28 protein-coding genes are annotated in these 24,783 nt (G+C 33.1%); 18 read left to right on the top strand and 10 right to left on the bottom strand.

Translation table 11 applies throughout. The features are described from left to right. Positions 1 to 163: 163 nt before the first annotated feature. Entirely contained in the window at positions 164 to 775 is a 612-nt protein-coding gene (gene ribA, locus GYW75_RS11500; RefSeq protein WP_034914165.1) for a GTP cyclohydrolase II, read from the bottom strand. Between the two features lie 90 nt (positions 776 to 865). Continuing rightward, positions 866 to 1,066, bottom strand: coding sequence for a hypothetical protein (locus tag GYW75_RS12500; protein ID WP_238552651.1), 201 nt, complete (start codon positions 1,064 to 1,066; stop codon positions 866 to 868). 64 nt (positions 1,067 to 1,130) lie between these two features. Between GYW75_RS12500 and GYW75_RS11495 the strand changes: the two genes are divergently transcribed. The 6 genes from GYW75_RS11495 (at position 1,131) to GYW75_RS11470 (ending at position 6,586) form a co-directional block, all read left to right on the top strand. Next, positions 1,131 to 1,601, top strand: a complete 471-nt coding sequence (locus GYW75_RS11495; protein WP_342366995.1) for a phosphatase PAP2 family protein — start codon at positions 1,131 to 1,133, stop codon at positions 1,599 to 1,601. A gap of 162 nt (positions 1,602 to 1,763) precedes the next feature. Further along, entirely contained in the window at positions 1,764 to 2,069 is a 306-nt protein-coding gene (locus tag GYW75_RS11490; protein ID WP_034914045.1) for a LapA family protein, read from the top strand. 12 nt (positions 2,070 to 2,081) lie between these two features. Then, complete coding sequence (gene lapB / locus GYW75_RS11485; RefSeq protein WP_034914041.1) at positions 2,082 to 3,251, top strand: lipopolysaccharide assembly protein LapB; 1,170 nt, start codon at positions 2,082 to 2,084, stop codon at positions 3,249 to 3,251. A gap of 22 nt (positions 3,252 to 3,273) precedes the next feature. Next, a complete protein-coding gene (locus tag GYW75_RS11480; protein WP_174799437.1) occupies positions 3,274 to 4,059 on the top strand; it encodes a YchF/TatD family DNA exonuclease in 786 nt (261 codons plus the stop codon). Then, complete coding sequence (locus tag GYW75_RS11475) at positions 4,049 to 5,161, top strand: ribosomal protein uL16 3-hydroxylase (protein ID WP_174799436.1); 1,113 nt, start codon at positions 4,049 to 4,051, stop codon at positions 5,159 to 5,161. Before GYW75_RS11480 ends, GYW75_RS11475 begins: the two co-directional genes overlap by 11 nt. Before the next feature lie 183 nt (positions 5,162 to 5,344). Beyond that, a complete protein-coding gene (locus GYW75_RS11470; protein ID WP_174799435.1) occupies positions 5,345 to 6,586 on the top strand; it encodes an MFS transporter in 1,242 nt (413 codons plus the stop codon). 75 nt (positions 6,587 to 6,661) lie between these two features. On the opposite strand, the gene GYW75_RS11465 is transcribed toward GYW75_RS11470, so the two are convergent. From GYW75_RS11465 to GYW75_RS11450, 4 genes are all read right to left on the bottom strand, one after another. After that, entirely contained in the window at positions 6,662 to 7,102 is a 441-nt protein-coding gene (locus GYW75_RS11465) for a hypothetical protein (RefSeq protein WP_034914029.1), read from the bottom strand. A gap of 189 nt (positions 7,103 to 7,291) precedes the next feature. Then, the gene (locus GYW75_RS11460; RefSeq protein ID WP_174799434.1) at positions 7,292 to 7,819 is read right to left on the bottom strand and encodes a protein K; all 528 of its coding nucleotides are present in this window, start codon (positions 7,817 to 7,819) and stop codon (positions 7,292 to 7,294) included. Between the two features lie 213 nt (positions 7,820 to 8,032). Beyond that, entirely contained in the window at positions 8,033 to 8,695 is a 663-nt protein-coding gene (locus GYW75_RS11455) for a hypothetical protein (RefSeq protein ID WP_174799433.1), read from the bottom strand. Between the two features lie 135 nt (positions 8,696 to 8,830). Next, positions 8,831 to 9,718, bottom strand: a complete 888-nt coding sequence (locus tag GYW75_RS11450; protein ID WP_065589309.1) for an SDR family oxidoreductase — start codon at positions 9,716 to 9,718, stop codon at positions 8,831 to 8,833. A 1,115-nt stretch (positions 9,719 to 10,833) separates the two neighbouring features. Between GYW75_RS11450 and ilvG the strand changes: the two genes are divergently transcribed. The 5 genes from ilvG to ilvA all read left to right on the top strand — a co-directional run bounded on the left by ilvG (position 10,834) and on the right by ilvA (position 17,346). Then, a complete protein-coding gene (gene ilvG / locus GYW75_RS11445) occupies positions 10,834 to 12,510 on the top strand; it encodes an acetolactate synthase 2 catalytic subunit (RefSeq protein ID WP_174799432.1) in 1,677 nt (558 codons plus the stop codon). Positions 12,511 to 12,513: 3 nt separating this feature from the next. Beyond that, complete coding sequence (gene ilvM / locus GYW75_RS11440) at positions 12,514 to 12,744, top strand: acetolactate synthase 2 small subunit (RefSeq protein WP_174799431.1); 231 nt, start codon at positions 12,514 to 12,516, stop codon at positions 12,742 to 12,744. Positions 12,745 to 12,911: 167 nt separating this feature from the next. Then, the gene (locus GYW75_RS11435; protein ID WP_174799430.1) at positions 12,912 to 13,841 is read left to right on the top strand and encodes a branched-chain amino acid transaminase; all 930 of its coding nucleotides are present in this window, start codon (positions 12,912 to 12,914) and stop codon (positions 13,839 to 13,841) included. 116 nt (positions 13,842 to 13,957) lie between these two features. Beyond that, entirely contained in the window at positions 13,958 to 15,808 is a 1,851-nt protein-coding gene (ilvD, locus tag GYW75_RS11430; protein ID WP_174799429.1) for a dihydroxy-acid dehydratase, read from the top strand. Positions 15,809 to 15,810: 2 nt separating this feature from the next. After that, complete coding sequence (gene ilvA, locus GYW75_RS11425) at positions 15,811 to 17,346, top strand: threonine ammonia-lyase, biosynthetic (RefSeq protein WP_342366994.1); 1,536 nt, start codon at positions 15,811 to 15,813, stop codon at positions 17,344 to 17,346. 450 nt (positions 17,347 to 17,796) lie between these two features. Here ilvA and GYW75_RS11420 read toward each other — a convergent pair whose 3' ends face one another. Next, positions 17,797 to 18,201, bottom strand: coding sequence for a helix-turn-helix domain-containing protein (locus GYW75_RS11420; RefSeq protein WP_174799428.1), 405 nt, complete (start codon positions 18,199 to 18,201; stop codon positions 17,797 to 17,799). Between the two features lie 146 nt (positions 18,202 to 18,347). Further along, the gene (radC, locus tag GYW75_RS11415; RefSeq protein WP_081296755.1) at positions 18,348 to 18,821 is read right to left on the bottom strand and encodes a RadC family protein; all 474 of its coding nucleotides are present in this window, start codon (positions 18,819 to 18,821) and stop codon (positions 18,348 to 18,350) included. Positions 18,822 to 18,910: 89 nt separating this feature from the next. Between radC and GYW75_RS11410 the strand changes: the two genes are divergently transcribed. The 5 genes from GYW75_RS11410 to GYW75_RS11390 all read left to right on the top strand — a co-directional run bounded on the left by GYW75_RS11410 (position 18,911) and on the right by GYW75_RS11390 (position 22,263). Further along, the gene (locus GYW75_RS11410; protein WP_174799427.1) at positions 18,911 to 19,879 is read left to right on the top strand and encodes a helix-turn-helix transcriptional regulator; all 969 of its coding nucleotides are present in this window, start codon (positions 18,911 to 18,913) and stop codon (positions 19,877 to 19,879) included. 209 nt (positions 19,880 to 20,088) lie between these two features. Next, positions 20,089 to 20,397 carry a hypothetical protein gene (locus tag GYW75_RS11405; RefSeq protein ID WP_174799426.1) on the top strand — a complete coding sequence of 103 codons (309 nt, stop codon included), beginning with the start codon at positions 20,089 to 20,091 and terminating at the stop codon, positions 20,395 to 20,397. Between the two features lie 17 nt (positions 20,398 to 20,414). Continuing rightward, positions 20,415 to 20,741, top strand: coding sequence for a hypothetical protein (locus GYW75_RS11400; RefSeq protein WP_065589318.1), 327 nt, complete (start codon positions 20,415 to 20,417; stop codon positions 20,739 to 20,741). 63 nt (positions 20,742 to 20,804) lie between these two features. Then, complete coding sequence (locus GYW75_RS11395) at positions 20,805 to 21,491, top strand: hypothetical protein (RefSeq protein ID WP_065589319.1); 687 nt, start codon at positions 20,805 to 20,807, stop codon at positions 21,489 to 21,491. A 154-nt stretch (positions 21,492 to 21,645) separates the two neighbouring features. Then, positions 21,646 to 22,263 (top strand): hypothetical protein, encoded by a 618-nt coding sequence (locus GYW75_RS11390; RefSeq protein ID WP_065589320.1) that lies wholly within the window; start codon positions 21,646 to 21,648, stop codon positions 22,261 to 22,263. Between the two features lie 467 nt (positions 22,264 to 22,730). Here the strand turns inward: GYW75_RS11390 and GYW75_RS11385 are convergent, their stop codons facing one another. Beyond that, the gene (locus tag GYW75_RS11385; RefSeq protein WP_174799425.1) at positions 22,731 to 23,114 is read right to left on the bottom strand and encodes a helix-turn-helix domain-containing protein; all 384 of its coding nucleotides are present in this window, start codon (positions 23,112 to 23,114) and stop codon (positions 22,731 to 22,733) included. Between the two features lie 173 nt (positions 23,115 to 23,287). Here GYW75_RS11385 and GYW75_RS11380 point away from each other — a divergent pair, with 173 nt between their 5' ends. Together GYW75_RS11380 and GYW75_RS11375 are read left to right on the top strand one after the other, a co-directional pair. Further along, complete coding sequence (locus GYW75_RS11380; protein WP_065608984.1) at positions 23,288 to 24,010, top strand: outer membrane protein; 723 nt, start codon at positions 23,288 to 23,290, stop codon at positions 24,008 to 24,010. 239 nt (positions 24,011 to 24,249) lie between these two features. Then, positions 24,250 to 24,555: a hypothetical protein gene (locus GYW75_RS11375; protein WP_065608985.1), complete on the top strand. Its 306-nt coding sequence runs from the start codon at positions 24,250 to 24,252 to the stop codon at positions 24,553 to 24,555. 89 nt (positions 24,556 to 24,644) lie between these two features. Here GYW75_RS11375 and GYW75_RS11370 read toward each other — a convergent pair. Next, on the bottom strand, positions 24,645 to 24,783 hold a 139-nt coding region (locus tag GYW75_RS11370; protein WP_174799424.1), incomplete at its 5' end, for an integrase core domain-containing protein.

Here is a 24,783-nt window from a genome sequence, read left to right as displayed (position 1 = left end):
ATTGGCAATTATCACATAAACCTAAATTAAAATTTTTCTCTTATTATCAAGTAACAAAAAACTCAAAATAATATTTTCTATTTTGAGTTTTTATTTCAACATTTTTACTATTTTGGATAAATTCAATTACAAAACAATAAGTTCTCTTAGTTAACTTAAATTTTTAGTGATTGCAATTATAGTGATGCAAATGAAGTAAGTGTCCCATTTTATTTGCTTTTGTTTCTAGATAATGCTCATTGTTTGGATTTCCACCAACTTCCAATGGCACCCGTTGTATAATTTTAATTCCTGATTGTTCAAGCACTCGTATTTTCTCGGGATTGTTGGTTAATAAGCGAATTTGTGATACGCCTAATAAAGTCAGCATATCTGCGCATAGAGTAAAATCTCGTTCATCTGCTGCAAACCCCAATTGCTCATTAGCTTCAACCGTGTCCAAACCTTGATCTTGTAGCGCATAAGCTCTGATTTTATTCAATAAACCAATATTACGTCCTTCTTGCCGGTGATAAATTAAAATCCCTTTACCCTCCTTTGCAATTTGTTTTAAGGCTGCTTCTAACTGAAAACCACAATCACAGCGTAAGCTAAAAAGCGCATCGCCTGTTAAGCATTCAGAATGAATTCTTGTGAGAACTGGTGTATCGCCAGATATATCACCAAATACTAATGCGGCATGATCCTTTTTTGTTGCAATTTCTTCAAATCCAACAATAATGAAACACCCCCAAGGCGTCGGCAATTTCGCTTGTGCAACACGTTTTAATTGCATTATTATCTCCATTTTCAATAAGGATAAATAAGATTTTATAAAAATAAATTTATCTTCTATGCTAAAATATTAAGCAAAAGCAATTTATACTTAATTGAGTTTATAAATGAGGTTAGTAATAAAAAAAACAATAGCCCTACTGGCTATTTTCTTAGCTGTTCCTTTTACTATTATAGCCATAAATTGGCATTGGCAACCAGCATCCTTAAATAATACATCTAAATGTTTATTTTTAATAACTGAAACAGCAAGTTTTCCTTGGGGAATTATCACCTCAACAATTTTATTCATTGTATTTTGTCTGCTATTACCCCAAAAAACAAAAAAAAGAATCATATTATTATGGTTGCTTCTTGTGAGTGCAATATTAAGTGGGCAAATAATTAAAAGCTTTTTAAAATCACAAACCGCTGAATCACGGCCTTATGTACTTTGGATGGCTCAGGAATATAATATTAATGATCAACAATTTTATTCGAAATCACGTTCAGAAAGAAAAGAAATTATTCATCAATTATTTAACAATTCATCAACAATCCCCAGTTGGTTATCAAGCCACTGGCAAAATGAAACGGGATATGCTTTTCCTTCTGGGCATACCTTGTTAGCTGTAACTTGGGCACTATTAGCCTTAATATTACTAAAATTTAGAAAACATTATGTGATAGTATCTTCTATCATTATTTGGTCAATATTAATTGAATTAAGCCGGTTATTATTAGGCATGCATAGTCCTATTGATCTAATAACAAGTATATTAATCGCATGGATAATCTCATTAATTTGCTATTTTTATGCTAGAAAATGGCATATAGTAGACAAATGATTATTAAATATTTTGAGAAAGTAACATTTACAACAAACAATATTATTTTTAGGCAATATAGTTAATAATCTAATTAACCAAATGCAAAAAGAAATTATAAGAATAGAAGAGTATAATAAACGAAAGAGTTTAACTAAAACAAAAAAAAGAAAGGTCAACATTATGAAATTTGTTATATCAATTTTATTGATAATTATCATCTTTGCCATCTCAATAGCAATAGGATCGGCTAATGATCAAATAGTAACCTTCAATTATTTGGTAGCTAAAACTGAAACCCGCTTATCAGTCTTATTAGCTATTTTATTTGGTTCGGGGTTTATTGTTGGTTGGATATTAACCGGCATTTTCTTTCTAAAATCTAAATTACAGCACTCATCAACAAAACGTAAACTAAATAAATTACAAAAAAAATATGATGAAGGCATGGCTAATAACCAGCAAATAAACACAACTAAAACTAATTAAGAATAGGTTACTATGTTTGAACTGTTATTTTTGTTACTTCCTATTGCCGCCGCATACGGTTGGTATATGGGTGACAGAAATGCAAAACAGAAACATCTAAATCAATCTAATCGACTATCTCGTGAATATGTTGATGGTTTGAATTTTCTTTTATCAAATCAAAAAGACAAAGCTGTCGATCTTTTCTTAGACATGTTAAAAGAAGACGATGGCACACTTGAGGCGCATTTAACATTAGGTAACTTATTCCGCTCTCGGGGTGAAGTTGATCGTGCTATCCGCATTCATCAAGCGCTATTAGAAAGCTCATCTTTAACATTTGAACAAAGACTATTAGCTATTCAACAACTAGGTAGAGATTACATGGTTGCAGGCTTTTACGATCGTGCTGAAGAGACATTTTTGCAATTAATTGATGAAGAAGAATTTCAACAACATGCATTACAACAACTTATTATCATATATCAATCAACCAGTGAATGGATAAATGCCATCAACATGGCAACTAAATTGGTTAAACTTGGTAATATAAAATACAAAACCGATATTGCACAATTTTATTGTGAATTAGCGTCAATAGCGATTGATAATGATGATCTTGATAAAGCCAATAGCCTATTACAAAAATCAGCAATTGCAGACACTAAATGTGCTCGTACTTCACTCATGTTGGGGCAAGTTCTTATGGTACAAAACAAAACTGAGCAAGCTATCAAATCTTTTCAGCAAATATTACAGCAGGACAAAGCTTTTATTGGCGAAGCATTACCTGCATTAAAAGAGTGCTACCTAAAGCTAAATAATCAATATGAATTTCAAGAATTTTTACAAATATGTGTCGATCAAGATACAGGTAATGTTGCTGAATTAATGCTTGCTGATGTTATCGAAAAAGAAAAAGGTCTAGACGCCGCACAATATTATATGTATCGAGAATTACTGAAACACCCTAATTTAAAAGGGTTCTATCGATTAATGAATTATCATGTTGCTGATGCAGAACAAGGTAAAGCTAAAGAAAGCCTTTTACTTTTACGCAACATGGTTGGCGAACAAATAAAAGCAGTACCCAATTATCGATGCCAGAAATGTGGATTCACAGTTAACTCACTCTACTGGTTATGCCCTGCTTGCCGTTCGTGGTCAACAATAAAACCTGTTCGTGATTTTGAACAACATTAAAATAAACAAAGAAGAGATTTTTATGTTTTTAATTGATTCTCACTGTCATTTAGATAGTTTAGACTTTAGTACTAAATCCATCAAAGATGTTTTACAAGAAGCTATCAACAATAGCGTTAAACATTGCCTAAGCGTGGCAACAACACTATCTGGCTATGAATCGATGAAACATAAGCTTATACCTTATCAAAATCAATGCTCTTTCTCATGTGGGATTCATCCACTTAATCTTGATGACGAAACCTACGATGCCGAACGCTTTCAAACTTTAGCACAAGAAGACAACGTCATTGCACTTGGTGAAACGGGGCTTGATTATTACTACCAACAAGACAACTTAGAACTACAACAAACTATATTTAAAGAACATATCCGATTAGGGCGAAAGCTAAGCAAACCCGTTATTGTCCATACACGTAATGCTAAAGAAGACACTTTAAGAATTTTAAAAGATGAGCATGTCCACTCTGGTGTTTTGCACTGTTTTACAGAAGATATCGAAACAGCAAAACAACTATTGGATCTTGGTTTTTATATTTCCTTTTCAGGAATTATCACCTTTAAAAATGCCGAGGCTCTACGGGAAGTTGCGAAATATGTTCCACTTGATCGTATTTTGATCGAAACTGACTCACCTTATCTTGCTCCCGTACCATATCGAGGTAAAGAAAACCAACCTGCGTATGTTCGTGTAGTTGCGCAATATTTATCTGCTTTAAAAGGTGTTTCTTTAGAGGATATAGCCCAAAAAACCACCCATAATTTTTGCCAGTTATTCAATCTTCAAGGAAAATTAAATGAATTATAAATTAACTATTGATTGGGATGATTTTTTAAGAAAATTTTGGCAAAAAAAACCGGTAATCTTACGCAAGGCATTTGTTAATTTTATTGATCCCATAACACCAGACGAACTAGCTGGTTTAGCGATGGAAGAAGAAATTGATAGCCGAATTGTTTCTAATAAAGATGGTGTTTGGGATGCTAAATTCGGACCATTTACTCAATACGATAACTTAGGTGAAGATCATTGGAGTTTGCTAGTACAAGCCGTTGACCATTGGCATGAACAAGCAGCGACCTTACTTAAACCTTTTAAATGCCTTCCACAATGGCAATTTGATGATCTAATGATTTCTTACGCAACCCAAGGCGCTGGAGTTGGACCTCATATTGATAATTATGATGTATTTATTATTCAAGGCATGGGTAGCAGGCGTTGGCAAGTAGGCAATGGCGATCCAAATTATAAACAATTTAATGCACACAAAGCATTATTACATGTCGAAGAATATCAACCAATCATTGACGAAGAGCTCACCACAGGCGACATTCTATACATTCCAACAGGTTGTCCGCATAATGGTATATCAATTGGTGAATCATTAAGTTATTCCGTTGGCTTTATGACACAAACATCACAACAACTATTAAGTAGCTTTGCTGATTATGTCATTGATAACCTACCAATTAGTATTTATTATCAAGATCCAGATTTAAAGCTACCTAATGATCCTCATCGCGTTCAACCTTATGAACTAACAAAGGTACAAGATCAAATTATTGATCTAATCAAAACACCTTCATTATTTAACGATTGGTTTGGTAGACACATTACTTTACCAATGCACGATCTAAATATTGTTCCAGTTGAACCACCATACAATTATGAAGAATTTGAATCATTACTAAAAGCTGGTGCAAAGCTACACCGTGTACTAAGCATTCGAATCTTTAAAGTAGGTGATTTTGGCTATATTCATGGTGAAAAAATTGAGTTACCAATGCCTATTATAGATCTACTTTGTGAAAATGAAACACTTAATTACGAACAGTTGCAGGATAAAAACACACTTAAAGTCATGCTTGATCTTGTCAACAAAGGTTATTGGCACTTTGCTGAAGATTAAATAAATCAACTGCCGATAACAAAATCGGCAGATAAAACGACTGTTTAGGGCATTAAGCTTGGCTTTTTACTAGTTTTAAGTATATACTTGCCCCGCTTTAATTTACCCTCCGTTTAATCACAAATTAAACATCATAAAACGCAAATTTTAAGTAACATCTATTTTTAAAAACTAGAGGTATACATGAACACTGAAGCAAACACAGCCTTGCAAGCAGAAAGTGAAAACGAACACACAACCCCGTATCAAAAAAGAACCCTTTTTGCATCCACTGTCGGTTACGCACTTGATGGCATGGATATGATGATTTTAGGTGTATGTTTTAGTCTAATCTCGACCAGCTTTAATCTAACTAAAGCTGATTTAGGAACCTTAACATCAGTAACCTTACTTGGTGCCGTATTAGGCGGTATTTTATTTGGTATCCTTGCCGATAAATATGGTCGAGTAAGAGTCTTTTCATGGACTATTTTAATATTTTCTCTTTTCACAGGGTTATGTGCAATTTCACCTAACTATGAATGCTTTTTAATTTTTCGCTTTTTAAGTGGACTTGGTCTTGGTGGTGAATTTGGAATTGGTATGACTCTAGTTTCAGAAAGCTGGCCTAAAAATAAACGTTCAAGAGCAACATCCATTGTAGCATTAGGCTTTCAAGCTGGTATCATTTTAGCCGCATTAACCGTTAATTTTATTGGTGAAATTTATGGTTGGCGCTGGGCTTTTGCCATGGGGGTACTACCAGCTCTATTTGTTGCTTGGACACGTAAAGGTCTAAAAGAACCAGAAATCTGGCAAAATTTGAAAGCTCAAAACAAAAATAAAATTGCCATTGGCAAATTATTTAAAAATTCTCGAACCGTAGCAACTACAATAGGGTTAACTATTGCCTGTGCAGTACAAAATTTTGGTTTTTATGGGCTCATGGTTTGGATGCCAAATATGATTGCAACTGAACTCAAATTGCCATTCAAAAATACAATGTTCTGGACCATCTCAACAACAATTGGTATGTCACTAGGGATCTTAATTTTTGGTTGGTTATGTGATAAATTTGGCCGCCGTCCTTCTTATATCCTATTTTTATTCGTTTCGGCAGTTTCAATTTGGTTTTATTTTCATCAAACTGATATGTTTATATTAATCATATTTGGTTCAGCAATTGGCTTTTTTGTAAATGGTATGATGGGCGGATATGGTGCATTGCTTGCTGAACATTACCCAACAGATGCCCGTTCAAGTGCTGAAAATATTATTTTTAATGTAGGTCGAGGAATTGCAGGAATATCGCAAGTTTTAATTGCATATTTAGCTACTGTTTATTCAATTAGCTACGCATTAGCTTTACTGTCTGCTGCTTATTTATTATCAGCGGCTGCATTTGTATTTTTAATACCCGAAACAAAAGGTAAAGAACTAGAATAACTCAAAAAAAACAGGGGAAATTACCCTGTTTTATATCACATTAATAAATTATATCAAAAATTAAAACAAACTACTTTAGTTAGCAGTACAAGAAGCTGGTGTCAATTTAACACTAAATAATTGCTCATCATTTATATAATAATTATGACTAACACCATTTGGGAATGCATCCCTAAGTTGTTTAACTTGTGAGCTATTACTACAATAAAGTGTTTTTAGACTTTCTGTCGTCATTTTTTGAGTATCAGGAATTGATAACTCATCTTTTGAACTATCAATTACATATTTATAATTAATTAAATCATTATCTTTAGTTATATCAATCAAATTAGTTTTTGCATCAACTTTAACTGGAAGCATTTTTTTTGCTTCGTTAATAATAGTTTCTTGCAAACGACTTAATTCAGTATTTTTTGAAGAATCACCAACTGCTTTATTAGCATCAGATTTTGAATTATCACAACTACAAAGAACCAAGCTTATCAAAATTGCTGACACTGTTTTTAAACTTTTCATTATTATTCCTTTGAGTAAATTTTATAAATTACATATCGACCACTTATTTAAAAAGTGGTCAATAAATTGTAAAATATCAGTGAAAAAAGTACATAAAAAAATTTACAATTTAAAACAAAAAGTAAGCTTTAATAAGCCCCCACTTATTTAGTGCTGATGGTTTCTAGTATTTTTTAAGTTGATTAATGGTTATTTAGAATCACAATCACTCGGTTCCAAATCAAACGACATAATTTTCTCATTTTCAAGATAATAATTATGACTTACTCCATTTGGGAATATGAGTTTCAACGCTTCAACATTTGGGTCATTACCACAATATAAAGTAACTATCGTTTTTAATACAGATTGCTGATTTTGCTTTAGCAATATCACATCTTTAGGCAAACCTTTTATAATATATTTATAAATAAGTTTATTGTTATCTTTTGATATGTCATTGAACATCGTAAATTTATCAATCACAATGGGTAACTTTTCTTTTATACCTGCAACAACCGAATCTTGAGCAAAACTATAATCACCATCTTTTTGCTCATTAAATTCTTTGATTTTTTCAGGTGTTGATTGAGCAATAATATTTTGTCCTCTTTCAACAATATCCATATTTTCTTGAATACCAGTTCGCTGAGTACCCATAACTTTTGCTTCTGAATTATTAAAACCAAATGATATTATTCCCATTAACATCACAAATGTTACTTTCATGCCTTTCATGTTTATTCCTACCCAAGCTAATTCATCACTACCTGATATCTTTTAAAAGATAAAACTATAAAAATACAAAAACAGTAATAATAATACTAATTAATCTTTAAAAGAGCTGTAAAAGAACACTATTAAGAAAGAGCGTCCAAAATAAAAAGGGCTTCAATCAGCCCTTTTATATTAATAAAATTTAACTATTTATCCAAATTAATAAAAATATATTTAATCATCATCATCACAATCACTTGGTTTTACATCTACTGAAAATACCTTATCATCATTGATATAATAATTATGGTTAGCTCCTCTAGGGAATACTAATCTTAAAGTCTTCATGCTAGAATCATCACCACAATAAAACTCAACCAATTTATCTTGTAAACTCTTTTGACTAGTTTTAGCCTGTAATGCATCTTTAGTGATATTATTCACAATATATTTATAATTAATTGCATTGCCATCTGACGATACATCAACTAAAGTTACACTTGAATCAATTGTTGCAGGTAATTTTGTTTTAATTGCCTTGATCATCAAACCTTGAGCAACATTATAATTACCTTCTTCAATCTTATTAAGCATCTCATCTTTTTCTGATTTTGTTTGTTGATACAAATCTTTAGCTTTATCACTAATGGCTGAGCTTACTTGCTTAACTTGGTCCTCAATTTTTGCATTTAATTGGCTAGCCTTATCACCAATTTCTGAGCTTAATTGATTAGCTTTATCGCTAATTTCTGCACCTGCTTGATTGGCCTTGTCACTTACTTCTGAACTTGTTTGTTTGGCTTGTTGTTTAATATCATCAGTTTTTGATTTTGAATTATCACAATTGACTAAAAAAAGCCCTAACACTACTAAAGTGATCACTTTAAAAAGTTTCATTTTTATTCCTTTTTTATTTAATTTTTTGACTACCATGAATTAACTCATAACAACTATTTTATTTTAAAAGTTAATTTTATCTAATGTTAATAGTAAAAGAGTTTAAATAAACTCTTTTACTATAACAAATATCAATTAGTTAATATGCATACCGCCTGTAACACCATAAGTTTCGCCAGTTGTATAACTTGATTCTTCAGATGCTAAGTGTACATAAACACCAGCAAGTTCAACAGGTTGACCAGCTCGTTGTAAAGGAGTTTGTTTACCAAATTCAGGAATAGCGTCACTTGGTTGACCACCACAAATTTGTAATGGAGTCCAAACTGGACCTGGGGCAACAGAATTTACACGAATACCTTTATGACCTAATTGTTTAGCTAATCCACGTGTAAATGCAATAATAGCTGTTTTAGTTGAAGCATAATCTAATAAATTACTGCTAGGTTGATAAGCCTGAACAGATGAAGTTGTAATAATGGTTGATCCTGGTTTTAAGTAACCTAAAGCCGCTTTAGTTAACCAAAAAAGCGAAAACACATTAACTTCAAAGGTTTTCTTAATTTGCTCGGTAGTAAGTTCCATAATATCTTCAACAGCAACCTGCTTACCAGCAACCAATGTCAAATTATCCAATCCACCTAATTGATGGTGCGCCTCTTCAACTAATTTTTTACAAAAAGTCTCGTCACTCAAATCACCAGGGATCAATACAGCTTTGCGCCCAGCCGCTTGAATAACCTTAGCAACATCTTCCGCGTCTTTTTGCTCGAAAGGAAGGTAATTTATTGCTACATCAGCACCTTCTTTAGCATAAGCAATCGCTGCCGCCCGACCAATACCAGAATCGCCACCAGTAACAAGCATTTTACGTCCTTCTAAGCGGCCATGGCCTTGATAGCTTTTTTCACCACAATCAGGAGTTGGGGTCATTTCACACTGTAAAGCTGGTGCAACTTGTGTTTGTTTTGGGAACTTATCATGATGATATTTGGTAAGTGGATTATAGATTTGTTTGCTCATAATTTTCTCCTAAGTTAAACATGTATTTGAAAACAAATTCGATATAACTTAAATGAAATCAATTAATAATCACAAAATCCTATTGATAAACCTATTTTAATCTTTAAAATAACTAATTAATTCAATAAATTATATTTACTGACAACAAAAATTAGAATATTCTTTTTTAAACTTAATAGCATTGCTCAATATCATCCCCAAAGATTTTTAAACAAACAAAAAGTGAGGCTAATAATAAACAAAGGCGGCTTTCTATGATTGGCTTGGTGAGGTCATTGAAATTAGTAAAGCCGAAACCTTAAATATTGCATAATCTTGCACTGAACTAAGTGTATCAAATTAACATATACGAAGCTAGTAAAAGAAAATTTTAAAAACAGGTTGCTTTTATTTACAACATATTGATTTTAGATAAATTATTATGATTTTTTTATTATTTATATCGTAGTGATAGTTAACACCATTTAGAAAATTTTTTAAGCTCATTCATCTCATTACTATTTTCACAATATGCGTTAAGTAATTTTTGAAGGATTGGATCATTGACTGAACTTTGAGAATCATTAAGATCACCATTTTCCCAATCCGCGGTAGATGTATCTTGTGAAGTTTTTTAGCGTTATCAAAGTTTATTAAAACCAATTTAAAAATAACAAAAATAATTAGTTGCAATATTTTCATACTGATATCATTTTTTAAATATTCGATATTTCTTTATATTACTTATATTTGTTTTTTATACACTGACATTGCAAAAACATCAGACCAAACTATTAAAACCGATATTTTTATACTAAAACACAGTGTTTCCTGAAACTTTTTCACAAACTATTTGTGCTAAATAGCAAAAGCAATAAAAAACTGTTGCACTTTTTTTAAAAACGAGTATTTTGTTAAAAATATTTTAAAAAATGATAAAAAGTTAATCATCCAACATTATGAAATTTTCACTCAAAATCGTCCTCATCAATATTATTGTCAGCGTGGTCATTATTCCTGCGCGGGGGCGTTTTTGAATAAAAAATATGTTTATACATAAATCAGAAAACCCCCGCTCCCAAAAAGCGGGGGTTTTTTTATGGTTAATGGATAGGTAAAGTACAAGCGAGGAATAAATGTTAGGAACACAGTGGATAGTAAAAACCTTAAAAGAAAAAGGCGTAACCATCGTTTTTGGATATCCTGGTGGACAAATTATGCCTCTATACGATGCACTTTATGACGGGGGTATTGAACATGTACTATGTCGTCATGAACAAGGTGCTGCCATGGCGGCTATTGGTTACGCTCGTGCAACAGGAAAAACTGGTGTTTGCATTGCCACCTCGGGTCCTGGTGCAACTAACATCATTACAGGTCTTGCTGATGCTTTGATTGATTCTGTTCCGATTGTTGCTATAACTGGTCAAGTACCAACCAAACTTATTGGTACAGATGCCTTTCAAGAAGTTGATGTTTTGGGATTATCTCTTGCTTGCACCAAACACAGTTATTTAATCGATGATGCGCACGATTTACCCAATATATTAGAAGAGGCGTTTAACTTAGCCAATTCGGGAAGACCGGGACCAATATTAATTGATGTTCCCAAAGATATACAGCTTGAAAACCTAGATTATCATAACTATTTAACACCATCCTCATTAAAAATTGCACAGAATAAAACTCAACTATACCCAATCTTGCCTGATGATATAAAACAAGCCAAACAAATGATCACCCAAGCCCAAAAACCAATGCTTTACATTGGTGGAGGTGTTGGACTTTCAGGCGCAATATCCGAACTTAGAAACTTTATGGAATTAACACAAATTCCAAGTGTATCAACATTAAAAGGGCTTGGTGTTGCCGATATTAATAATCCCTATTATTTAGGATTAGTCGGCATGCATGGAACAAAAGCAGCCAATTTAGCAGTGCAAGAGTGTGACCTACTAATTGCCCTAGGAGTACGATTTGATGACAGGGTTACCGGCAATCTTAATGAATTTGCACGACATGCTAAAGTACTTCATATTGATATTGATCAAGCTGAAATCAACAAATTACGCCAAAGCCATTTAGGATTACAAGGCGATATAAAGCAAGTTTTACCACTACTAAATCAAACAGTTTCAATTGATAAATGGCATAAAAAAATTAATCAATTAAAAGCACAACATCCAACTCGCTATGATCACCCCGGTGAAGCTATTTATGCGCCAACTTTATTAAAAACTATCTCTGAGCGAAAATCAGCTAATACTATTGTCACTACCGATGTGGGACAACACCAAATGTGGACAGCACAACATATGTGCTTTAATCACCCTCAAAACTTCATTACATCAAGTGGGCTTGGCACAATGGGATTTGGTTTACCATCGGCCGTTGGCGCACAAATGGCAAGACCCAATGACTGTGTAATTTGTGTATCAGGTGATGGATCTTTCATGATGAATGTCCAAGAATTAGCCACTATAAAACGTAAAAAATTGCCAATAAAAATCGTATTAATTGATAACCAACGCCTAGGTATGGTTCGCCAATGGCAAGAATTATTTTTTAACGAAAGATACAGCGAAACAAATTTATCAGATAATCCCGACTTTTTAATGCTAGCTAAAGCATTTGATATACCTGGGCAAACTATCAACAAAAAGTCACAAATCGATACTGCGCTCAATAACCTATTTAATTCAAAAGGTGCTTATCTTTTACATGTATGCATAGATGAATTAGAAAACGTATGGCCACTGGTACCACCTGGAGCAGCAAACGAAAACATGCTAGATAGAAGTTGTGAGGAGTAAGCAATGAACAAACAAACACAATACCAATTAGTCATAAAAGCTTATGACAAATTGGGGGCACTTGAACGTATATTACGGGTTATCCGTCATCGGGGTGGTTATATTAAATCAATGCAAATGCAAACAGTTGAAAACAACATACTAATTATGACATTAATATTAACCACCGAAAGAGCGTTTTCGACACTACAAAATCAAGTAGCAAAATTAGAAGATGTAATAGTAATTGAGTAATAATAATCTCAAACAACTTATTATTAAATAATAATTTAAATCAAAGATGGTAAACAATTTAACAGTTAAATAAACAAATAAGTGTAGTATAATGCTTGACCGTTAAAACAAAAATACCTAAAGCAAAATACATGCTTAACAAATTGAAAAATAAAGAGGGAAACAAAATGAGTTCTACAGCAAAATCTGATTATATTTGGTTGAATGGTGACATGATTCCATGGGCAGATGCAAAAGTTCATGTAATGTCACATGCTTTACATTATGGAACTTCAGTATTTGAAGGTGTACGTTGTTATGACACCCATAAAGGTCCTGCCATTTTTCGCCACAAAGAACATGCTCAACGGCTGTTAAATTCAGCAAAAATTTATCGTTTCCCTGTACCTTATTCTCTTGATGAAATCATGGAAGCTACACGTCAAACCATTAAAAAAAATAATTTAAAAAGCGCTTATATTCGCCCATTAGTCTTTATTGGTGATGTGGGTATGGGCGTTAACCCACGTGAGGATTATAAAACCGATGTTATGATAGCTGCATTTCCATGGGGGGCTTATCTAGGCGAAGAAGCATTAGACAAAGGTATTGATGCAATGGTCTCATCTTGGCATCGCGTTGCATCAAATACAATTCCTGCCGCAGCTAAAGCAGGTGGTAACTATTTATCATCATTATTAATTGGTTCTGAAGCGAGAGCAAATGGCTTCCAAGAAGGTATTGCGTTAGATGTTCATGGTCACTTATCTGAAGGTGCTGGTGAAAATCTCTTTATTATTAAAGATGGCATTTTATACACTCCGGTTTTATCGTCATCGGCGCTACCTGGTATTACACGTGATGCAGTATTAACGCTAGCACGTGACATTGGTATTGAAGTGCGAGAACAAACACTATCACGCGAATCACTTTATCTGGCAGATGAAGTCTTTATGACAGGTACTGCAGCTGAAATCACACCTGTGCGCAGTGTTGACCGCATCCAAGTTGGCATTGGCCGTTGTGGTCCAATCACCAAACAAATCCAACAAACATTCTTTGGTTTATTTAATGGTAAAACTGAAGATAAATATGGTTGGTTAGATCTTGTTAAATAATAAATAAAATCAAAAATCCGCCAACTATGTTGGCGGATGACTTTTTAACCTGTTGATTAATATTAAAAACTACAAACCGTTAAACACGGTTACTTGCATAAAATTGGGAGCAGGAAATGCCTAAATATCGTTCAGCAACCTCGATCGAGGGTAGAAACATGGCTGGTGCCCGTGCATTATGGCGTGCAACTGGCGTTAAAAATGAAGACTTTGGTAAACCCATCATTGCGGTGGTTAACTCATTCACACAATTTGTACCAGGACATGTCCACTTAAAAGACATTGGACAGCTAGTTGCCAAACAAATTGAAGCATCGGGTGGCATTGCCAAAGAGTTCAATACAATCGCAGTTGATGATGGTATTGCCATGGGACATGGTGGAATGCTTTACTCACTTCCTTCAAGAGAACTCATTGCTGATTCTGTCGAGTATATGGTTAATGCACACTGTGCCGACGCCATGATCTGTATTTCTAACTGCGACAAAATCACACCGGGAATGTTAATGGCTTCGCTTCGTTTAAATATCCCAACCATTTTTGTTTCAGGTGGACCGATGGAAGCAGGCAAAACCAAACTATCTGACCAAATCATTAAATTAGACTTAGTTGACGCAATGATTCAAAGTGCTAACCCAAATGTTAGCGATGAAGATAGCAAAACCATCGAAGAATCTGCCTGCCCTACTTGTGGTTCTTGCTCAGGCATGTTTACCGCTAACTCGATGAATTGTTTAACCGAAGCTTTAGGGCTTTCGCTGCCGGGCAATGGTTCACTTATTGCCACTCACAAACAACGTGAACAACTCTTTTTAAATGCAGCTAAACGCATTGTTGAAATCACCAAACGCTATTATGAACATGATGATGCATCTTACCTGCCTCGTTCAATTGCAACAAAAGCGGCATACGAAAATGCTATGTCATTAGACATTGCTATGGGGGGATCGACTAACACCGTATTACATTTGTTAGCCACCGCACAAGAAGGCGAAATCGACTTTACCATGTCAGATATAGATAGATTATCGCGAAAAGTCCCACATTTATGTAAAGTAGCGCCAAGTACAGCGCAATACCATATGGAAGATGTTCACCGAGCTGGTGGCGTTGTGTCAATTATGTCTGAACTAGATAAAGCAGGATTACTAAATCGCAATGTTCACAACGTTCTAGGACTAACATTACAAGAAACTTTCACCAAATACGACATAACTCAAACTACCGACGAAGCAGTAAAAAAAATGTATCGTAGTGGACCTGCAGGCATTCGCACCACTAAAGCTTTTTCACAAGATTGCTATTGGGATTCACTTGACGATGACCGTGTAAATGGTTGTATTCGTGATAAAGCTCACGCCTATAGTCAAGACGGTGGACTTGCAACACTCTATGGTAATGTTGCACAAGATGGCGCAATTGTTAAGACCGCAGGCGTTGCTGCTGAAAATTTAATTTTCCGAGGTCCTGCAAAAGTATTTGAAAGCCAAGAAGATGCTGTTGATGGCATATTAGGAGGCAAAGTGGTTGAAGGTGATGTCGTTGTCATCATTTATGAAGGACCAAAAGGCGGACCGGGTATGCAAGAGATGCTCTACCCAACCAGTTATTTAAAATCCATGGGTCTAGGCAAAAAATGTGCATTGATAACAGATGGACGTTTTTCTGGTGGTTCCTCTGGCTTATCGATTGGTCATATTTCTCCTGAAGCAGCAAATGGCGGCGTTATAGGTCTTGTTCGTGATGGTGATATTATTGATATTGATATCCCAAATCGTAAATTAGTACTAGATGTCCCAACTTCTGAACTTGAACGTCGACGAGTTGCAGAACTAGAACGAGGTGAAAAAGCATTTACGCCTCATAATCGAGATCGTTACGTCTCATTTGCGCTTAAAGCTTACGCCAGTTTAGCAACAAGCGCAGACAAAGGTGCCGTACGAGATAAAAGTAAATTAGGTGGCTAATTGTGAAACAAGAAAATACTCAACTTACTGGTGCAGATTATTTAAAAGCAACGCTTTGTAGCGCCGTATATGATGTAGCAGAAGTAACTCCACTTGAAAAAATGGAAAAAATATCGGCAAGAATACACAATCAAGTTTTTGTCAAACGCGAAGACCGCCAACTCGTCCACAGCTTCAAAATCCGTGGAGCACAAGCCATGATAGCCAGCTTAAGTGAAGAAGAACGCAAATGCGGCGTTATTGCTGCGTCGGCTGGCAACCATGCGCAAGGAGTGGCTTTTTCGGCTACAAAATTAGGCATCAGTTCTTTAATTGTTATGCCACTAACAACTGCCGATATCAAAGTTGAAGCTGTAAAAAGTTTTGGTGGTGAAGTATTACTTTATGGTGCCAACTTTGACGAAGCCAAAGCCAAAGCAATGGAACTGGCTAAAGAACAAAATCGCATCTTTATTCCACCATTTGATCATCCATTAGTAATTGCTGGGCAAGGCAGTATTGCTATGGAACTATTACAACAAAATGCTAAACTCGACCGAATCTTTGTACCTGTTGGTGGTGGTGGGCTTGCCGCAGGCATTGCAGTATTAATCAAACAAATCATGCCATCAATCAAAGTTATTGCTGTTGAGCCTAAAGACTCAGCTTGCTTAAAAGCTGCATTAGATGCAGGTCACCCTGTTGATTTAGAGCGTGTTGGACTCTTTGCTGAAGGCGTTGCTGTCAAACGAATTGGCGATGAAACATTCAGACTTTGCCAACAATATATTGATGATATTATTACCGTGAATAGCGACGAAATTTGCGCGGCAGTGAAAGACTTATTTGACGATGTACGTGCAATAGCTGAACCATCTGGCGCAGTAGCATTAGCTGGACTAAAAAAATATGTCGATCAGCATAACATCTGTGGTGAAAAACTTGCTCATATACTGTCAGGCGCTAATTTAAACTTCCACAGCTTGCGCTATGTATCAGAACGCTGTGAATTAGGCGAAAAACGTGAAGCGCTATTAGCAGTCACCATTCCAGAAAAGAAAGGCAGTTTTTTAAGTTTCTGTCAGCTATTAGGTGGACGCACAGTAACCGAATTTAATTACCGCTATCATGATGAAAAATCTGCTTGTATTTTTGTGGGAATAAAAATCTCGAAAAGTGAAGAAAAAGATGAAATTATGCAAGAACTTGCTGCTGCAAAATACCCTGTAGTGGATCTAACCGAAGACGAAATGGCAAAACTACATGTACGCTACATGATTGGTGGCAAACCTTGCAAACCGCTTCAAGAACAAGTATACAGTTTTGAGTTCCCTGAATCGCAAGGAGCGTTGCTTAAATTCTTACAAACGTTAGGGACTAATTGGAATATATCAATGTTCCACTATCGTAGCCACGGTACCGATTATGGGCGTGTACTTGCTGCGTTTGAAATCGACGAATCAACCCTTAACCAGTTTAATCAACACCTAACTGAACTCGATTATGGTTTCCACAACGAAACACATAATCCTTCGCTTAAACTGTTTTTAACTAATTAAGGTTAAAATTAGTAATTACTATTCACCTATAAGGTGGATTAGCGAAGAGTACTTTTTTGTTGTAGTAAGTTTTATTTTTTTGAAAAGCGCTTTTGCTACTCAGTTGCAAAAGCGCAAGAATCGCAGACTTTGTCTTCTATATGCTCTTATGTATTGGTTGATGGCGTTGTAATACTACACCGGATAACTTTATAGCCAATAACGCAGAGTTTATTGCCTTTGTTTTCCTTCATCAAATATTAAATACAGAGTATTACCATATAAATAGTATGGTTTTATTTACCATTAATACCTGTACACGGAAATAACAATAGAGCATCGACGGTAAAAATTACTGTAAAAACGTCAAGGTTATAGCCTATTGAATAATAAAGTTAATTAATTTTAAAAATTTGTTAGCGTACGGTAACTTTTAAGAGGGAATTTCATTGTTTTAGTATATTTTTAGATTTATTTTAAGGTATCTAAAAATAGTATGAATGCTCGTTTCTGTTCTATAGATAATACTCGCCAGTGTTGCAATAAACGAGCGTCAAGGTCATTATGTTGTTTGTCGGTAAATTTCATTTCATAACTTTGTTGCTGTTCCCTTATTTTATTATTTAATACCGAACCGTTAGGATAGGTATCAAAATCAATAAAAAACCAACTTATTGGTGTTTTTAGGTACTCTGCAATTTTAACAAAATGATCGAAGTTAATTTTATTTTCACCTCGTTCATAACGTGCTAATTGTTGCGGAGATAAATTGATTTTTTCGGAAAGTTGAGCAACGGTCAAATCCATTTCTTTACGACGCTGTTGTATTCGTTTACCTACTATTTTATCTGTATTTGACGCTGCTAGTTTTACCATGCTGGGAATATCTAATATAAAAAAATCATGGCTATCATTGTCTGAGATTAAAATAATAATTAAATACCTTTTTAGGATTAAAAAAACGAATAAATTCCACTAATAGATTTTTTTGGTGTTTTAATCGCCAGATAATCAGCTAAATATCAATTAAACAGATTCATCGAGTTATATTTTGTATTTTCCTTTATTGAAATAACGTTATCTCTAGCAACAATCAAATGATCTAATACAACAACATCGATCAACGCTAATGCATTTTTAATTTTAGAGGTTAATAAAATATCCAATAAACTAGGCTCTTTATCGCCACTTGGATGATTGTGAACCAAAATAATGGCTGTTGCTTGATAATATAATACTTGCTTTACAATTTCTCGAGGATAAACACTTGACTCATTAATTGTGCCACGAAATAGCTCCTCTAGTGCAATAATTCTATTTTGACTATTTAAATACAAAACACAAAACGCTTCATAATCATATAATCCTAAATGAAATATAAAATAATCCTTAACATGATCTATTGTGGATATCTTTTTCCCTACTTGTATATATTTTTTCATGATTTTTTTTGCTTGATCAATTATAGCTAACTCTTTTTGATTGATTATCATCATAAATATCTACTTTGTTATTATTATTGTTTATCTTAATGTAAAATAATGACAGATTTTGTCATATTTAATATCTGAGTAGGAAAATAAAAATGTACGAAAAATCATGGGATTTGTTTGATCTTGCTTTTGAATTACAAAATAGTGCTGAGGGTTTATCATTAGATGAGATCCAACGACGTTATAACGTATCACTACGAACAGCACAACGAATGTGTGCAGGGTTGCGTGATTATTTTCCAAATATGGAAGAGTATTCAACAGACGGACGCTGCAAGCGATGGCGGATTTCATCTCAACAGATGAATGCACTTTTTACTTTTTCCCCACAAGAGCTTTCTGCCTTGCAGGCTAGTGTGAATTTTTTACAGCAACATAATTTACACGAGCAAGCCAAATCACTAGTTAGTTTAGAAACAAAGATTAAAAATTTATTACAATCTAAAAAACGTAAAAGAAGCCTTGAAGATGAAACAGAAGCATTATTGAAAATTGAAGGGTTAGCTTTTCGCCCTGGACCTAGGTTTCATTTAGATGTAGAAATACTCAATACATTACGAACAGCTTTGCTTAATAAAAAACAAATAAAAATAAAATACTACAACAAAAATAGCGGAAAATATAGTCACAACACTTTAGAGCCTTACGGAATTTTATATAGTGAAAGAAATCATTACCTTTTAGCAAGGCACAGCGATAATTATTATGGCCAACAGATCCATCATTTTATTTTGCATAATATAGAAAAAATTAATATTTTAGAACTTAGTTATACAATCCCCAATTCATTTAATTTAACTGATTACTGTCAAGATATGTTTGGTACCTTTAAAGAGGAACCTTTCGATGTGGAGTGGTGTTTTAGTCCTGAAGTAGCAAAAGAAGTTAGACATTATATCTTCCACCCAACTCAAACTATGATAGAAAATAAAGACAAATCAATAACCGTTAAATTTAAAGCAGGCGGTGCCCTTGAAATGTCTTGGTATCTCTATATGTGGGGCAATATGGTGGAAGTTATTAAACCCGTTGATTTTTGGGATTGGTTTGATGAAGAATAACAAAAACACCTCAAATAAATATACTACTCAATAGTAAAAATTATTCTTTTCTATGTCAAATTTTGACATATATCATTATTAATATAATCAAACTAATCATCAACAAAAAATCCATTAATGGATTTTTTGTTAATTTAATTCCAATTATAGACTTATTAAAATAACTAGTCTACAATTGAATTTTTAACATTCATAAAAAAGGAAAAACGATGAAGAAATTACTATCTATATCAATATTAGGGCTTTTTTTAACAGGTTGTGGGGATGGTATGCCGCCTAGCTGTGATAGCAAAGATACAAAAAAGCTATTGAACCAAATAATGGCAAAACAAGGTGGCGGTCAACTTTCTTTTATTAACATTAGCGATCAATTAACACTTAACGAAGATAAAGAACAAAAGAGATACTTATGCCAAGCAAACGTTTCTTTTGGTGGTAATGGAGCATTCCCTGTTAAATATTCTGTATTTTTAGACAAAAAAAATAAAAACCAATTTTTTGTTCAAATTGTTAACTAATAAAAAAGGAGTATAGCATGTCATTACTAGATAAAATAAAAGAACAACAAAATAAAAGCATGTCTTCACACATTAAATATATTAAAGGAGAATATGGACTTGCAAAAACATTTTGGTTGTTTTGGTTTCTTCCTGTCGTTGTTATTACAATTGTTGATATGTTTACACGTTCAAGTTCAGGGTTATTTAATGGCAATATTTTGATTATCATTTGGTCAATAGCCACGTTATTCGCTGTCTATAACACAACCAATGATAATAATAAAAATGTATGGAAAATCATATCATTAATATTTGTAAGTTTAACAGTTATCACTCGAATATTTGCAATTTTTGTTGAATAATTATGAATAAGATCCTACTTAGGATCTTATCGGTTTATTAAATATTATGCTGAAAGGAATAATATGAAAAATAACTTACGCCACTTATTAGTTTTTTGTTGGCTAATTTTTACTACTCTTACCGTTGGTGCTGATACCTCCTATTCTTCAACCAAAACACCTTTATACAAAAATTTGTATTACAATATGCCTAAAAATGAAGTAATGCAGCAATATAGCACTGAACAAGATCCTGACGATCAAAATCAGCTGATAAGTTACAACCAAAGCTTTCTCGGTTTTCAATGGACAATGGTACTGATTTTTAACCAAAATAATCTTTTAGAATCTGTTTATCTTGAAACAGATTCAGACGATAACGGTAATAAATTAGGAACATTACTGACTGCGATAAGCAAGAACTTTTCTATTATTTATGCTACAGATGATTCTAACAATGTTGACTTTGTATCTATCATAAAAGAAAAAGGTCAAAATGCTACTCAAAAAGCTTTTGAAGAATTTTGGCTAGATGCTATTTCTCATTCTACATCGTTAAATATTATAGCTATCAGCAATGATTCTCTACAAGGTGTTTTTGGCAAAGCCAATAATTATATGTCATTACTTCACCGAATACCTGATACAGCAAGACAAGCAGAGCTCATTGTTATATCTGATGAAGATGATAATATCCGTTTAGGTGTAAATTTTACATTGCCTAAAAAACAACTTATAAACTTTCAAAATCAATCAAATGAAGATTTTTAATATTCTTTTCTGACCCAAACCTATTTATGGGTACCCAAATATTTTACATATTGGTACCCTTAATTATTTTTTACAATAACTAATAGAAATATTAAAAATAACTTTTATAAACTAAAAAATAAAAATATATTTAATGACATAAGGTATATTTAAAATGAGAAAAATCTTCGCAACAATAATCTTTACATTGTCAATATTAATCTTGCCAACTTCAAGTTTTGCAATCACACAACAAAACACCTCTGAACCTAACTACCTATTATGGTTTATTTCGACCGTTGTACTACTTATAATTGCAGCCTATGGGATTTATAAAAGTAACAAGCGCGAAATTACAGTTTTTGCTAACTATACTGATGTCGGATTTGTGATAGCGTCAGTGCTATTACCTGTTGTATTTTTTGTCATTATGCATTGGTTAAATGTATCACCAAACATAACGCTATACGTCTGTATTGCAGCATTTGCTATATTCTTAGTTGCTATCGCCAAAGCAACGTTTTTATATAATAACAATATTCAAGATTTTATATTGGCTTTCTATACAAAGATGTTTATTCCTTTTATCGCAATAACTTGTATTATTATCGCTTTAATAATTTCTATGGCTTTAAAAAGAGAAAAATATGAAAGAAGAACCAAACATTCGCAAAGAGTAACTGGCACGGCATTAGCGGGATTTACATCAGCTTTTTTAATCATAACCTTAGTATTACATAATGATAAATTTGTATCTATTTCAGATTATTTATCGGGAAAAAATGAAGTGTAGGAATTCATCAAGTTGTTTACAGTAACTTGAAAAACTACTACTGTAAACAACTCGAATTATTGTTAAAAATTATTATATAAATGACTACATTATACAACTTACATTTATCATACTTTTGATGAAACTAAAAATTAAGAACCAGTTTAAATTTATGCATTTAATGATACTTTGCAAAGCTAATGAATTTCCTTATTACGTTGAAAGATAAAAAACAGAAATTTCACCATGATTAATGAAGACGATTTAGCCGACCATCCCCAATGATAACTGAGGTTGATTGACCTTCTTTTTTTGTTAAGAATAGGAAGTACAGGTGCTGATAATATTAGTAATGTTATTGATATATATGAAATCATGACCTATAAAGGTGAAATAATTACTTATTTATATATATTATCTTATCATCTAAAAACGTCTAACAAAGCTCCAAAAAGTTTTAAAATCTTAAAATAAAAACTTATTTTTTATTACATTGTATCAATCAAAATGATAACTGCCCGTTTTTGTTCAACTGATAACATATCCCAACGTTGTAATAAACGGGCTTTTAGATCATTTTGTGTAGAATAATATCCCGTTTTGTTTTCACTTACTTTATTGGAACTATTAAAGATATAACTTTGTTCTTCATCAATAAGAAACCAACTTATTGGTGTATTTAATTTATGTGCAATTTTAGTTAAATGATCCAGATTAATTTTATTAATCCCTCTTTCGTAGCGAGATAATTGCTGAGTTGATAACTCTACTCGTTCAGATAACTCAGCTATAGTTAAATTGTTTTCTTTTCTACAGTGTTGTATGCGCTTTCCTACTTTTTTATCTATATCAGATACAGGTACTTTTGCCATTAAATGTCTTTGCTCATAACTAAAATTTAAATTGGTATTTATTGTCGAGATGTTAGTCTTTTTATTGAATATCCTTTATTGATACAAAAATAAATAAATAAATCCATTATTGATAGTTTTATATTTTTAATTTATACTTTTAAAAGTCAATTTAGGCAAAATAAGGAATAAAAATGAAGAAATCGTTTATTACAATAGCTTTTTTAACAAGTATAAGTAGCTTTTCTTATGCAGAAACATCAGGCCTTTACATTAATGGCCAAATAGGTGCAAGTTGGCTAAAAGCAAAAAGTATAGAGCATCACTTTAATGAGGACGATATAAATTCTAGTCATTTGAGATTTGGATCTCAAAATAAGACTGTCCTTAGTGGTGGTGTAGGAATTGGATATAACTTTAAACCTCAATTTAGTATCCCTATTCGCACTGAATTGATGTTTACTAAACGTGGCAATTTAAATAAAAATACCAATTCGCGAAATGTGTCATATATCGATGACGATGGAGATGCACAAACTGCTGATTACTATTTAAGCATAAAAACACGTATGAATACATTAATGTTAAATACCTATTATGATATTGATACAGGAACTGATTTCACACCTTATGCATCACTAGGTGTTGGTACTGCGTTTTTGAAATATGAACGAACAGGACTTGTAAAAGGCGGAGACAATGAGGATGCCGATACAGATTCCAAAAGCAAAACTCGCTTTGCCTACTCTGCAGGTATTGGGGCTTCTTATAAAATAACTGACAATTGGTCGACAGATTTACAAGCTCGATATACTTACGGAGGAAAAGTAAATGTATCAACAAATGATAATAGCTCAAATTCATCATTAAAACTTAGCACAACTGATTTAACTATTGGTGTTCGTTATTCGTTTTAGCAAAGAAAAGGGCAATATAGCCCTTTTATAGAAAAACATTATATATTTCTTATTTTTTAATGAATTTTGTAGGAGTATTGATATATACAATTCAACCCTTGATAAAAGATACATTATCGTGGCATTAATTTTAAGCTGGGATTCACTTTTGGGGATGCTGTATATAGTAAAAAAGAACAAGAAAATGACAAAAAAACTGATTAATTATATTAAAAATGTTATTTGATTAAGGAAAACTGATGAAAAAAATATTTATATTTACATTATTAGGCTGTTTTTTATTAACTGGTTGTGGAGATGAAATGCCGCCAAAATGTGATAGTAAAGATGCAGAAAATATATTAAAAGAAATTTACACAAGAGAAGGTTTTAAAAGACCGACTATTGTTAATCAAAAAACACTCCGTACTGATAATGATAATAAACAGTATCTATGTCAGGCATATTTACAAGAAGCAACTTTAATGAAGTCAGGTACTTTCAAATATTCAATCACTTGGCAAAATAAACAGCAAAAAATATTTTATATCCAATTAATCGATTAATAAAGTTTTATAAAGAATTATCAAATGTCTATTTGACAAAAAATCAAATTGTAAATATCCCAAACTTAGTACACAACTCACGTAGAAAATCATGCTGCTTGTAATACCTCATGCGGTCTTTCGGTATTATAAATCGTTAACCATTCTTCGGTTATTCTCCTTGCTTGTGCTAAGTTGTTAAAAAGATATAAATCGAGTACTTCAGTACGATAGGTACGATTAAATCGT

This window comes from Gilliamella sp. ESL0232, from assembly GCF_013346885.1.
In the GTDB taxonomy this organism is placed as follows: Bacteria; Pseudomonadota; Gammaproteobacteria; order Enterobacterales; family Orbaceae; genus Gilliamella; species Gilliamella bombi.
The sequence above is the reverse complement of the archived record's forward strand: the minus strand, read 5'-3'. Positions and strand labels throughout refer to the sequence as shown.

What these genes read in the sequence shown, in the direction of transcription:
- radC (WP_081296755.1), bottom strand. Translation starts at nt 18,821, where the DNA reads ATGATGATAATCAATCAAAAAGAGTTAGCTATAATTGATCAAGCAAAA.
- ribA (WP_034914165.1), bottom strand. Translation starts at nt 775, where the DNA reads ATGCAATTAAAACGTGTTGCACAAGCGAAATTGCCGACGCCTTGGGGG.
- GYW75_RS11390 (WP_065589320.1), top strand. Translation starts at nt 21,646, where the DNA reads ATGAGAAAAATCTTCGCAACAATAATCTTTACATTGTCAATATTAATC.
- ilvD (WP_174799429.1), top strand. Translation starts at nt 13,958, where the DNA reads ATGCCTAAATATCGTTCAGCAACCTCGATCGAGGGTAGAAACATGGCT.
- GYW75_RS12500 (WP_238552651.1), bottom strand. Translation starts at nt 1,066, where the DNA reads ATGAATAAAATTGTTGAGGTGATAATTCCCCAAGGAAAACTTGCTGTT.
- GYW75_RS11380 (WP_065608984.1), top strand. Translation starts at nt 23,288, where the DNA reads ATGAAGAAATCGTTTATTACAATAGCTTTTTTAACAAGTATAAGTAGC.
- GYW75_RS11450 (WP_065589309.1), bottom strand. Translation starts at nt 9,718, where the DNA reads ATGAGCAAACAAATCTATAATCCACTTACCAAATATCATCATGATAAG.
- GYW75_RS11395 (WP_065589319.1), top strand. Translation starts at nt 20,805, where the DNA reads ATGAAAAATAACTTACGCCACTTATTAGTTTTTTGTTGGCTAATTTTT.
- GYW75_RS11375 (WP_065608985.1), top strand. Translation starts at nt 24,250, where the DNA reads ATGAAAAAAATATTTATATTTACATTATTAGGCTGTTTTTTATTAACT.
- GYW75_RS11400 (WP_065589318.1), top strand. Translation starts at nt 20,415, where the DNA reads ATGTCATTACTAGATAAAATAAAAGAACAACAAAATAAAAGCATGTCT.
- GYW75_RS11405 (WP_174799426.1), top strand. Translation starts at nt 20,089, where the DNA reads ATGAAGAAATTACTATCTATATCAATATTAGGGCTTTTTTTAACAGGT.
- GYW75_RS11475 (WP_174799436.1), top strand. Translation starts at nt 4,049, where the DNA reads ATGAATTATAAATTAACTATTGATTGGGATGATTTTTTAAGAAAATTT.
- GYW75_RS11420 (WP_174799428.1), bottom strand. Translation starts at nt 18,201, where the DNA reads ATGGTAAAACTAGCAGCGTCAAATACAGATAAAATAGTAGGTAAACGA.
- GYW75_RS11385 (WP_174799425.1), bottom strand. Translation starts at nt 23,114, where the DNA reads ATGGCAAAAGTACCTGTATCTGATATAGATAAAAAAGTAGGAAAGCGC.
- GYW75_RS11465 (WP_034914029.1), bottom strand. Translation starts at nt 7,102, where the DNA reads ATGAAAAGTTTAAAAACAGTGTCAGCAATTTTGATAAGCTTGGTTCTT.
- lapB (WP_034914041.1), top strand. Translation starts at nt 2,082, where the DNA reads ATGTTTGAACTGTTATTTTTGTTACTTCCTATTGCCGCCGCATACGGT.
- GYW75_RS11410 (WP_174799427.1), top strand. Translation starts at nt 18,911, where the DNA reads ATGTACGAAAAATCATGGGATTTGTTTGATCTTGCTTTTGAATTACAA.
- GYW75_RS11455 (WP_174799433.1), bottom strand. Translation starts at nt 8,695, where the DNA reads ATGAAACTTTTTAAAGTGATCACTTTAGTAGTGTTAGGGCTTTTTTTA.
- GYW75_RS11460 (WP_174799434.1), bottom strand. Translation starts at nt 7,819, where the DNA reads ATGAAAGGCATGAAAGTAACATTTGTGATGTTAATGGGAATAATATCA.
- GYW75_RS11470 (WP_174799435.1), top strand. Translation starts at nt 5,345, where the DNA reads ATGAACACTGAAGCAAACACAGCCTTGCAAGCAGAAAGTGAAAACGAA.
- GYW75_RS11435 (WP_174799430.1), top strand. Translation starts at nt 12,912, where the DNA reads ATGAGTTCTACAGCAAAATCTGATTATATTTGGTTGAATGGTGACATG.
- GYW75_RS11480 (WP_174799437.1), top strand. Translation starts at nt 3,274, where the DNA reads ATGTTTTTAATTGATTCTCACTGTCATTTAGATAGTTTAGACTTTAGT.
- ilvM (WP_174799431.1), top strand. Translation starts at nt 12,514, where the DNA reads ATGAACAAACAAACACAATACCAATTAGTCATAAAAGCTTATGACAAA.
- GYW75_RS11490 (WP_034914045.1), top strand. Translation starts at nt 1,764, where the DNA reads ATGAAATTTGTTATATCAATTTTATTGATAATTATCATCTTTGCCATC.
- ilvG (WP_174799432.1), top strand. Translation starts at nt 10,834, where the DNA reads ATGTTAGGAACACAGTGGATAGTAAAAACCTTAAAAGAAAAAGGCGTA.